Source organism: Variovorax sp. efr-133-TYG-130, assembly GCF_030208835.1.
Taxonomy (GTDB): Bacteria; Pseudomonadota; Gammaproteobacteria; order Burkholderiales; family Burkholderiaceae_C; genus Variovorax.
Genome location: NZ_JARVTD010000029.1, coordinates 183,917 through 194,864, shown reverse-complemented (window position 1 = coordinate 194,864; position 10,948 = coordinate 183,917). Strand labels below are relative to the sequence as shown.

The following is a 10,948-nucleotide window of genomic DNA, read 5'->3' as shown; positions in this document are numbered from 1 at the left end:
ATCTGTGAAGCAATGGCGCTGTGTGTGAAGTCTTCGTGAAAACCGCACAGGGGCCGCGCCGCGGCCGTGTCAGTGACTCATGGTGCGGTGTCAGGAGCGCTGTTGTTCAGGGCGCGCAGTTCGACGAAACGAAAAGCGGGTGTTCATTTCAGATCGAAAGCTGCGGCTTGTTCACCATCAGGTAGAACACGATGACCATGGCAACGAAGGCCGGGTAGCCCAGCAGCTCCCAATAGCGCTGGTAGCGCGCATACAACTGAGGCAGCGGTGTCGATTCGCGATGCGCCTGCGCCGCGATGGCCGCCATGCGGATCTGCAGCCACACCACCGGCAGCCAGCAGATGCCCGCGAACACGAACAGCCCCATCGAGAGCGCGAGCCACGGCGTGGACAACGGCCAGCCCGCCATGTGCGCGAGCGCGAAACCCGTGGCCGGCTGGATGATGACGGTGGGCGTGGTGAACCACCAGTCGGCACGCACCACCAGCCGGCTCACCACCGCCTGCGCGGGCACGCTGCCGCTGCGGTTGGTGAAGAACATGTAGAACGCCGACCCCAGCCCGGTGCCCACCATCAGCACGCTGGAGACGATGTGCAGCCACTTGAGGACGAGGTAGGTGTTCATGGCGTCGCGCGTCGGTAAAGATGCCAGAGCAGGGCGGCGATGGGCAGGTTCTTGAGCAACGGGCCGAGCGGGTGCAGCCACAGGCTCGGCTGTAGCACGGTCGCCACTAGCGTCATGGCAAGCATCAGGGCGAGTGCGGCGCTGTAGCTGGCACGGCCTGGCCAGCGCCACAACGCGATGCCGACGACGAGGTCCGCGGCGGCGCCGCCGCCGATCAGCAGTTGCACCAGCCACGGCGGCGAAGTGATGCCCGCGGCGGCCAGCACCTCGCGGCTCTGGCCGTTCAGCTCGACGATGCTGGCGACGGCCGTGAAGAGCCACACGGCGACGAGGCTCAGGCGCAGCAGGCGATCGTCAGCTTCGGCGCGCGTCATGCGGCTTCGTCGACCGTTTCCGTCACCATGCCCCAGCGCGCGAACTCGGGCTCGAATTCCTCCAGCGTGAGCAAACCCGCGCAGGCGTGCGCACCGGCGGGCAGTGCGTCGCCGCGCGCCAGGCGCCGGGCCAGCAGGATGGCCGCCATGCAGGGGATCTCCGGGCCGTGGTTGTCGTCGGCGGCAATGTGCCAGGCGCGGCGCGCGGTGCGGCCCGATGCGTCGGTGCCTTCCACGCGCACCACCATGCCGCCCAGCGCAGTGCCGAGCGCATCGAAAACGCGGCCCGCCGAATGCAGCAGGGGCGCCAGCTTTTGCGGCGCGGGCAGCACGCCCACGCGGCGCAGGAAGGCCAGGAACGCAAAGGCCTGCTGCGCCAGCCCGACTTCAAGCGCGGCGCGGAACATGACCGACTGCACACCGGCATGGCGCGCGGGAAAGAGTTCGAGATCGGGGATGTCGCACAGCGCACCGCGGCGCGGCTTCATGCGCGCGAACGCGACTTTCGTCGGGTGCGCCCAGCCGGGCTGCTCGGTCCAGCGCCCGCCATGCCAGACGCGGATCGGCTCGCCGCAGTAGGCGAGCACGCCGGCCAACGTGGCTTCGCCGCGCGGCGCGCCTTGCGCGGGCGCGATGCAGATGTCGATGCCGTGGATGCCTTGCCAGCCCGCCGCCAGATGGTCGACCACGGCGGACGACAGCGCAGGCACCGTGCTGGCGCCGCTGATGCCCGTGCGGCCGGCATTGCGGAACGCGGTGTCGAGCGCGCCGGGAAAGTCGCACACGAAGCGGCGGCCGTCGGCCAGGTCGATGTAGTGTGCGCCCGCCGCCGCAACGGCCTGCGGCACGCCGTAGCCCTGGTTCTGGAACGGCCCGGCGGTGTGGATCGCCAGCGCCACGCCGAGCCGGCGCAGCGTGTCCGCGAGGTCCGGCGCCTGCACGTCGATGCGAACCCCGCGCGCGCCACCGCCCAGCGATTCGGCGAACGCCGTGGCGCGCCGCGCATCGCGCCCGGCCACCAGCAGCTCGATGCCGGCGTCGGCGGCCAGCGCCCGGCAGATGCGCGCGCCGAAATTGCCGTACCCGCCGAGCACCAGGGTCCTCATCATGCGGACGCCGCGCTGGTGCCCGCGACATGGCCGCGCGTGAATGCCTCTTCGAAGATGGAGTAGCCCGACCAGTCCGCATGCGCGAACGACAACCGCCCCGCGACGACGCTGCCGCGATGCGCCTCGTCCGGTGCGCTGCGCTGCGACCCGATCTGCGCCAGCAGGCCCGGCCCGGGGATCGACATGGCATGCCCGTAGCGCGTGATCTCGATGCGCGTGGCAAGCGCGGGCAGGTCTGGATGCGGCAGCGACAGCTCCGCGAGCAGGTCGTCGCGCCAGCCGGTCCATGGGCGGTCGAGCAGCAGGCGGCGGCCGTCGGCGGTGTCGTAGCTGCTCGGACCCAGCGGGCGATACCAGCTGAGCACGGTGCCGCGCGGCGTCGGGTCGAGCGCCTGGTGGCGCGCATCGACATAACCGAGGCCGCGCGTGCCGTAGATCACGTTGTCCCAGCTCGGCGCGGCGCCGGGCCGGTCGGCCAGCGGGCCGCGCAGGTGCACGTTGGCCACCAGCCACGGCGCGTAGCGCACATGCGCGGCGGCGTTGGCCAGCACGGGCGGCGGGTTCTCGACCACGCGCGCGGCGATGAACACCGGCAGCGCGACGATGCAGCGCTCGGCCTGCCAGCGCACGAGCGACTTCGTCTTCGCGTCCCATGCATCGACCTCGACGCCGCCGCGCAGCTCGGCGATGCGCGTGACGACCTGGCCGGTGTGCACCCGCTCGCCGAGCGGCCTGGCCAGCTGCCGCGTGAGCCAGCCGTTGCCTTCGGGCCAGGTAAGGATGCCGTCGCGCTCGGGGCTCGAATCGTTGACGCTGCCGCTCGGGTCGCCGGGCGCGTGGAAGCCGTGGCGGCTCGCGAAATAGTGGATGCCGGCCCAGGCGGAGACATGCGCGATGCCGGCGCCGTAGTCGTCGCGGCAGCAGTAATCGAGGTACCAGCGCAGTTGCGCGTCGCTGAAGCCCTCGCTGTCGAGCCAATTGGAGAAGGGGATGGCGTCGAGCGCCAGCAGCTCGGGCGTGATGGCGACCTTGAGCGTGGGAATGGCGAAATGCGCCGCGTGCTGCAAGGTGTCGATGCGCTGCGCGAACTTGCGGTACTGCGCCATCGTGCTTTCGCCAACGCCGTGCACGGGCAGCAGGCCGTCCTGCCATTCGCCGTGCAGGAACAGCCGCTCCTGCGGGGCGTGGCAGAGGTTGAGCTCGTCGTATTCCCAGCGGCCCGCCACGCGGCGGCGCAGACCGAGTTCCTCGAGCAGGTCCTGTACCTCGCGCGCATCGTCTCCCGGCACCGGCAGGTAGTGCGCGCCGAGCGGGCATGCGATGCCGTTGACCAAGCCGCCGCGCGCGTTGCCGCCGGCGGTGTCCTCGAGCTCGAGCAGCGCGAAGTCTTCGACGCCGGCGAGCCGCAGCGCGCGCGCCGCCGCGAGCCCGGCCACGCCGCCGCCGGCAATCAATACGCGCGTGCGCTTCACGACGGCGGGCGCCGCGCCCTTGAGCGCGCCGTCGCGCATCGCGTGGCCGCGCGTGACGTCGATGCCGGTGAAGCCGCCTTCGATGGGCGGTGGCGGCGCCTCGCAGCCGGCCAGCGCGAGGACGCCCGCCGCACCCGCCGCCCCCAGGAAGCCACGGCGCTTCATTCGCATCGCTCCCTTCCAGGAACACCGCGGAACCGGCTCTGCCGGGCCGCAGGTGTTGCCCCCGGCGAGGGGGAAGGCGAAGCGACACGAAGTGCGCGAAGCCTGGGGGAGTTCATCATTCAGTGCGCCATGACCTTGCCCCACTCCTGCTCATAGGTGGTGACGAGGATCTGGTTCGACAGCCGGTTCACTTCGGTCGGCACGCGCGCCATGTCGAGCGGAAAGTCGAACATCAGCGGCAGCGTGGAAGGCGACAGGAAGCGCAGGCCGGCAGGCAGGGCATCGGGCATGCGATAAGGCCTGCGGCTCGCGATGATGTAGCCCCACTCGCCGAAGCTGGGCACGTGCGCGTGGTACGGCGTGGCGCGCAGGCCGACCGACTCGATGGTGGTCGCCACGGTCCAGTAGCTCTTGCGCGCCACCAGCGGCGAGGTGGTCTGGATCACCGCATAGCCGCTGGCCGACAGGCGCTTTTCGAGCAGCGCGTAGAAGCTGTTGGTGTAGAGCTTGCCGATGGCGAAGTTGGTGGGGTCTGGAAAGTCGACCACGATCACGTCGTAAATGTCGCCCGGCTGCTGCAGCCACTGGAAGGCGTCGGTGTTGACGATCTTCACCTTGGGCGACGAGAGCGAATGGCCGTTGAGCGCGGCCAGCGTCTCGTGCTCGGTGAAGAGCCTGGTCATGTTGGGGTCCAGCTCCACCAGCGTGACCGACTCGACCGAGGGGTACTTGAGGATCTCGCGCACCGCCATGCCGTCGCCGCCGCCGAGCACCGCGACCTTCTTCGGCGCGCCCTGCGCGGCCATCACCGGGTGCACCAGCGCCTCGTGGTAGCGGTACTCGTCGCGCTCGGCGAACTGCAGGTTGCCGTTCAGGAACAGGCGGTGCCCGAGCAGCCCGCGCGTGACCACGATGCGCTGGTACGGCGAGGTCGCGCTGAACACGATGCGGTCCTGGTAGAACTTGTCTTCCGCCAGCGTGGTGATGTGGTCGGCCCACACGAAGGCCGCCAGCAACGCGGCCAGCGACAGCAAGCAGGCGAGCGCATGCGCGCCGATGCGGCGCAGCTCATGGCGGAACAGCCACAGCGCCCACACCGCCACCGCCGCGTTCATGAAGCCGAACAGCAGGCCGGTGCGGATCATGCCGAGCTGCGGCACCAGGATGAGCGGGAACGCCACCGACACCGCGAGCGCGCCGAGGTAGTCGAAGGTCAGCACCTGCGACACCAGGTTCTTGAGCACGATGTTGCGCTTCAGGATGCGCATCACCAGCGGAATTTCGAGGCCCACCAGCGTGCCGACCACCATCACCAGGCCATAGAGCAGCAGCCGGAAGGCGCCCGGCACGTAGGCGTTGGCCAGGAACAGGATCGCCGGCAGCGCGCCGCCGATCAGCGCGACCATCAGCTCGATGCGAAGGAAGTGCGCCGGCAGCTGGCGGTCGAAGTAGCGCGAGAGCCAGGAGCCCACGCCCATCGCGAACAGGTAGGTGCCGATGATGGTGCTGAATTGCAGCACCGAGTCGCCGAGCAGGTAGGAGCTCAGCGCGGCCGCGCTCAGTTCGTAGACCAGCCCGCAGGCGGCGACCACGAACACGCTGGCGAGCAGCGCGACTTCGACGGGTTGCGGCCCCCGCGCATCCGGGGTGCGCGCGGGCGAGGCCGCGTCGCTCAATGGATTGCAGCAGCCACGATGATGCTGATGCCCAGGCTCATTGCCGCCACGACGAGGCCCAGCGCCACGTTCTGCTTCTCGACGATCTCGCCCCACAGGTCATAGGGCGTGATCTTGTCGATGATCAGGAAGCAGAGCCAGAAGATCACGACGCCGATCAGCGCGTACACGAGCGATCCGAGGACCACGCCCGGTTTCAGCCATTCAAATCCCATGGGGACCTCCAGTCGTAGTAATGAGATACATCGGGTGCGTCATGCGCATCTTCCTCGTCATTTGTGCCCGCCGCCACTCGAGTAGCCGCCGTAGGAGCCGCCCGAGCTGCGGTAGCCGCTCGAAGAGCCGCCACTGCTGCTGCAGGTGCTCAGGATGATCAGCAGGATGATGATCACGACGATGATGATGATGATCGTGCCGCAACCCATCTTCGACGCCGCCGCGCTCACGGGCAGCGCGTCGGCGCGCTTGAACATGTCCTTCTTGGCGTCGAGCTTGAAGGCGGTGGCCACCACGCCGCTGTCGAGCTTGATGCCCGACGACCAGGTGAGCTCGTTGGCCGAGCGCTCCATCGAGAGCAGCGCGGGGCCGCTGGCGAAGTCGCGGTTGAAGGTCTTCTGCCCGCGCTCGACCTGCCAGTAGAACTCGCCCGCCACATAGGTGGTCTCGGCGTTGTAGGCGTACTGCTGCTGGTAGCGCTTGTTGAGGTAGGTGGCGGTGCTGCCGTTCTCGGCCATCACCGGGGCGCCGGTGGTCGGCTTGACCATGCTCCAGCCGTCTTCCGCGTCGACCAGGAAGCTGAAGCCGCGCTTCTTGTTGTAGAGCAGGTACTCGTCCCAGCCGAACTGTTCGTCGTCGCCGGGCTCGGTGCCCATGCGGTGCTGGAACCCCACCACCTGCCACTGCGCGCCCTGCAGCTGGCCCATGCTGCCGAGCGCGATGAGCGGGCGCACGGGCTCGTCCTGCGTGGCGTGCCTGAGCTCCCCGCCGATGCCCTGCGACAGGTCGATGATGCTGTTGCACGAACGGCAGGTGATGCTCTTGCTGTCCGCCAGGTTGACGGTGACGGGCGAACCGCAGTTGGGACAGTTGAAGCTGCGGCCTTTCTCGTCCTTGGCCGATTCCTCGCGCAGGCCGGTGAGCTGCAGGTCGTCGAGCTGAACCGAGCGGCCGAGGTAGGCGCTGGGCGTGGCGGTGCCGTAGTCGATGCTGAGCACCAGCCCCTTGTCGTTGCGCAGCTCGACCATCGCGAAGGAGCGGCCGAGTTCGGGCAGGTGCGGCAGCTCGCCCTGCGCGGAAGTCAGCGCCACCTGCTCGTTCGAGGTGACGGTGTAGCTCTGGCCGGCGAAGGCGGTGGTCGCGCCCACGCGCAGCTCGTTCCAGGGCGGCGCGGCGCGCTGCAGGTCGAAGGGCAGCGCGAAGACGTAGGCGCCGTTGTCCTCGCTGAGCACGCCGGTGCGGTCGCCGTCGAGCGCGGCGATCCATTCGGTCCAGCGCCCGCCCGGGTAGGTGTATTGCAGCCGGCCGATCAGCGTGAACGGCTTGTCCTGGATGCGACCGGCGGCAAACAGCTGCAGCGGGCTGAAGTCGTCGAACAGCTCGGCCATCTTGCCGGTGCGCGCGAGCGTGTCGCCCTGGCGCACGACCGTGCTCTGGCAGTACGGGCAGACCGCATGCGTCGATTGCGCCGAGCGGAATTCGACCGGCGCGCCGCAGCCGGGGCAGGGCGCGCGGTAGTAGCGTTGGTTGCCGGTTTCCTCAGCCATGAAGCGATGCTGAAGACACGGCGAACGAGGCGGGAGATGCCGCGGAACCGGCTATGCCGGGCCGCAGGTATCGCCCCCTGCAAGGGGGAAGGAGTAGCGACACGAAGTGCGCGAAGCCTGGGGGTTAGACCAGCTTCTTGAGCAACTCGGCCTTCTTGGCGTCGAACTCTTCCTGCGTGAGGATGCCCTTGGTCTTGAGTTCGCCGAGCTTCTCGAGCGTGGTCATCACGTCGGTGGGGCTCACCACGGCCACGGCAGGCTGCTGCTGGGTCGCCGCGGCCTGGGCGGCCGCGTTGGGGCTCAGGCCCTGCGCGAGGTTCTGCGCCAGCACCTGGCCGAGCGCCACGCCGGCGCCCAGGCCCATCGCGTCGCCGGCAATGCCGCCGCCGTTGGCCGCGCCCTCGGCGAACTTGGGGATGGCCTGCGCCGTCTGGTACTGCATGAACTTGCCCATGTCGTTGCCGACCATGCCCATGCCGATCTTCTGGTCGAGGATCTTCTGCAGCTCTTCGGGCAGCGAGACGTTCTGGACCGTGATGTTCTCGAGCTTGATGCCGATCTTCTCGAATTCGGGCACCAGCTGCGCGGCCAGCGCCTGCGCGAACTGGATCTGGTTGGCCGCCAGGTCGAGGAAGGGCACGCCGCTGGAAGCGATGGCGTTGCTGATGTTCTGCAGCACCAGGCCGCGCAGCTGGCCGTCGAGGTCGGCCACGCTGTAGATGTCGCGCGTGCCGGAGATCTCGGTGTGGAACAGCTTGGCGTCGCCGATGCGGAAGCTGTAGTTGCCGAAGGCCCGCAGGCGCACGGCGCCGAAGTCCTTGTCGCGGATGGTGATCGGCTGGGGCGTGCCCCACTTCTGGTCGACCTGCTGGCGGGTGCTAAAGAAGTAGACGTCGCTCTTGAAGGGGGATTCGAAGAGCTTGTCCCAGTTCTTCAGGTACGTGAGCACGGGCAGCGTCTGCGTCGTGAGCTTGTACATGCCGGGGCCGAACACGTCGGCCACCTTGCCTTCGTTGACGAAAACCGCCACCTGGGATTCGCGAACGGTGAGCGATGCCCCGTTCTGGATTTCCATCTCCGCCATCGGGAAGCGCCAGGCCAGCGTGCCGTCGCCGGTCTCGGTCCACTGGATGATGTCGATGAACTGTTTCTTGATGAAATCCATCAGGGCCATGGTCGCTCCTCTTCAGGTGTTTTCAGGTTTTTGTCCGAACTGTGCATATTGCCACACCGATTTGACCGCGCAGCCGTGTCTTTGGTCATGGGCCGCACAGGCCATCCGGCGTAGGGCGCCAATGACGCGAGGTCTACAATCGGCGCCCCCAGAAGAAGCGCCACCAGGAGCTACAGGCACATGTCCGATTCGACCCCTTCGACCTCATCGACTCCCACGCCCGAAGACAAACGCGCCGAGTTGCGCCGTGCCGCCCTCGAGTACCACGAGTTTCCCGTCCCCGGCAAGATCGCGATCGCGGCGACCAAGCAGATGGTCAACCAGCGCGACCTGTCGCTGGCCTACTCGCCCGGCGTGGCCGCCCCCTGCGAGGAAATCGTCAAGGACCCGGCCAACGCCTTCAAGTACACCTCCCGCGGCAACCTCGTGGCCGTCATCAGCAACGGCACCGCCGTGCTGGGCCTGGGCGACATCGGCCCGCTGGCGTCCAAGCCGGTGATGGAAGGCAAGGGCGTTCTCTTCAAGAAATTCGCGGGCGTCGACGTGTTCGACATCGAAATCGACGAGAAGGACCCGGCCAAGCTGGTGGACATCATCGCGTCGCTGGAGCCGACCTTCGGCGCCATCAACCTGGAAGACATCAAGGCACCGGACTGCTTCTACGTGGAGCGCGAGCTGCGCAAGCGCATGAAGATCCCGGTCTTCCACGACGACCAGCACGGCACGGCCATCACGGTGGCGGCGGCCATGGTCAACGGCCTGAAGGTGGCGGGCAAGAACATCGCCGACGTGAAGCTGGTGACCTCGGGCGCGGGCGCCGCGGCGCTGGCCTGCCTGAACCTGCTGCTCAAGGTCGGCCTGAAGCGCGAGAACGTGTTCGTGACCGACCTGGCCGGCGTGGTCTATGAAGGCCGTACCGAGCTGATGGACGACGACAAGCGCCAATACATGCAGAAGACCGACGCGCGCAAGCTGTCGGAGGTCATTGCCGGCGCCGACGTGTTCCTGGGCCTGTCGGCCGGCGGCGTGCTGAAGCCCGAAATGGTGGCCAAGATGGCCGCCAAGCCGGTGATCTTCGCGCTGGCGAACCCGAACCCCGAGATCTCGCCCGAAGACGCCCATGCGGTGCGCGACGACGTGATCATGGCCACCGGCCGCACCGACTACCCGAACCAGGTCAACAACGTCCTGTGCTTCCCGTACATCTTCCGCGGCGCGCTCGACTCGGGCGCGACCACGATCACCGACGAGATGGAAATCGCCGCGGTGCACGCCATTGCGGACCTGGCGCAGGCCGAGCAGAGCGAGCGCGTTGCTGCCGCCTACGTCGGTGAAAAGCTGTCGTTCGGCCCCGAATACCTGATTCCGAAGCCCTTCGACCCGCGCCTGATGATGAAGATCGCGCCGGCCGTGGCCAAGGCGGCGGAGGAAAGCGGCGTGGCCACGCGTCCCATCAAGGACATGGACGCCTACCGCGACAAGCTGCAGAGCTTCGTCTATGCCTCGGGCACCACGATGAAGCCGATCTTCGAGACCGCACGCCGTGCCGCCAAGAAGCGCGTGGCCTACTGCGAAGGCGAGGAAGAGCGCGTGCTGCGCGCCGCGCAGATCGTGGTCGACGAAGGCATCGCCCGCCCGACGCTGATCGGCCGCCCGGCCATCATCGCCCAGCGCATCGAGAAATTCGGCCTGCGGCTGAAGGAAGAGCTGGACTACGACATCGTCAACGTCGAGCAGGACCACCGCTACCGCGACTTCTGGCAGACCTACCACCGCATGACCGAGCGCAAGGGCCAGACGGTGCAGACCGCCAAGATCGAGATGCGCCGTCGCCTCACGCTGATCGGCGCGATGCTGCTGCACAAGGACGAGGTCGACGGCATGATCTGCGGCACCTGGGGCACCACGCTGATCCACCTGCACTACATCGACCAGGTGATCGGCAAGCGCCCCGGCGGCTGCCAGAGCACCCCGCAGGACGTGCCGGTGTACGCCTGCATGAACGGCCTGCTGCTGCCCGACCGCCAGGTGTTCCTGGTCGACACGCACGTCAACTACGACCCCTCGCCCGAGGAACTGGCCGAGATCACGACGATGGCGGCCGAGGAAATGATGCGCTTCGGCCTGAAGCCGAAGGCGGCGCTGCTGTCGCATTCCAATTTCGGCACCAGCAACGAGCCCAGCGCCATCAAGATGCGCAAGACGCTCGAACTGCTGCGCGTGCAGGCCCCCTGGCTCGAGGTGGACGGCGAAATGCACGGCGACGTGGCGCTGGACAGCAAGCAGCGCGCGGTCGTCATGCCGCACAGCGCGCTGGCGGGCGACGCCAACCTGTTGGTTTTCCCAAACATCGACGCAGCGAATATTTCGTACAACCTGCTCAAGACGGCGGCGGGCGGCAACATCGCGATCGGGCCGGTTCTGCTCGGCGCGGCCAAACCTGTGCACATTCTCACGGCCAGCGCGACCGTTCGCCGCATCGTGAACATGACAGCCTTGACAGTGGCTGACGCAAACGCCGAAAGATAGGCTGTTTGGCGAGAGTGGCCGCCAACTTAAAACGCCATTCGATGCCCCCGCGACTGCTCAA

The 10,948-nt window shown here is 67.8% G+C and carries 9 protein-coding genes; 1 reads left to right on the top strand and 8 read right to left on the bottom strand.

What is annotated here, in order from left to right; translation table 11 throughout:
- Positions 1-148 precede the first annotated feature (148 nt).
- From QRN67_RS23770 to QRN67_RS23735, 8 genes are all read right to left on the bottom strand, one after another.
- Positions 149-625 (bottom strand): DUF2269 family protein, encoded by a 477-nt coding sequence (locus QRN67_RS23770; protein WP_285413847.1) that lies wholly within the window; start codon positions 623-625, stop codon positions 149-151.
- Positions 622-999, bottom strand: coding sequence for a DoxX-like family protein (locus tag QRN67_RS23765; protein ID WP_285413846.1), 378 nt, complete (start codon positions 997-999; stop codon positions 622-624). The genes QRN67_RS23770 and QRN67_RS23765 overlap by 4 nt, the downstream gene beginning before the upstream one ends.
- A complete protein-coding gene (locus tag QRN67_RS23760; RefSeq protein ID WP_285413845.1) occupies positions 996-2,108 on the bottom strand; it encodes a saccharopine dehydrogenase family protein in 1,113 nt (370 codons plus the stop codon). The genes QRN67_RS23765 and QRN67_RS23760 overlap by 4 nt, the downstream gene beginning before the upstream one ends.
- The gene (locus QRN67_RS23755) at positions 2,105-3,745 is read right to left on the bottom strand and encodes an FAD-dependent oxidoreductase (RefSeq protein WP_285413844.1); all 1,641 of its coding nucleotides are present in this window, start codon (positions 3,743-3,745) and stop codon (positions 2,105-2,107) included. Before QRN67_RS23755 ends, QRN67_RS23760 begins: the two co-directional genes overlap by 4 nt.
- Positions 3,746-3,864: 119 nt before the next feature.
- Entirely contained in the window at positions 3,865-5,421 is a 1,557-nt protein-coding gene (locus QRN67_RS23750; protein ID WP_285413843.1) for a polyamine aminopropyltransferase, read from the bottom strand.
- Entirely contained in the window at positions 5,418-5,636 is a 219-nt protein-coding gene (locus tag QRN67_RS23745; RefSeq protein ID WP_019653703.1) for a DUF350 domain-containing protein, read from the bottom strand. The genes QRN67_RS23750 and QRN67_RS23745 overlap by 4 nt, the downstream gene beginning before the upstream one ends.
- A 57-nt stretch (positions 5,637-5,693) precedes the next feature.
- The gene (locus QRN67_RS23740; protein ID WP_285413842.1) at positions 5,694-7,184 is read right to left on the bottom strand and encodes a DUF4178 domain-containing protein; all 1,491 of its coding nucleotides are present in this window, start codon (positions 7,182-7,184) and stop codon (positions 5,694-5,696) included.
- Between the two features lie 124 nt (positions 7,185-7,308).
- Positions 7,309-8,358 (bottom strand): SPFH domain-containing protein, encoded by a 1,050-nt coding sequence (locus QRN67_RS23735; RefSeq protein WP_081268227.1) that lies wholly within the window; start codon positions 8,356-8,358, stop codon positions 7,309-7,311.
- A gap of 180 nt (positions 8,359-8,538) precedes the next feature.
- Between QRN67_RS23735 and QRN67_RS23730 the strand changes: the two genes are divergently transcribed.
- Positions 8,539-10,887, top strand: a complete 2,349-nt coding sequence (locus QRN67_RS23730; RefSeq protein WP_106936308.1) for an NADP-dependent malic enzyme — start codon at positions 8,539-8,541, stop codon at positions 10,885-10,887.
- Positions 10,888-10,948 lie beyond the last annotated feature (61 nt).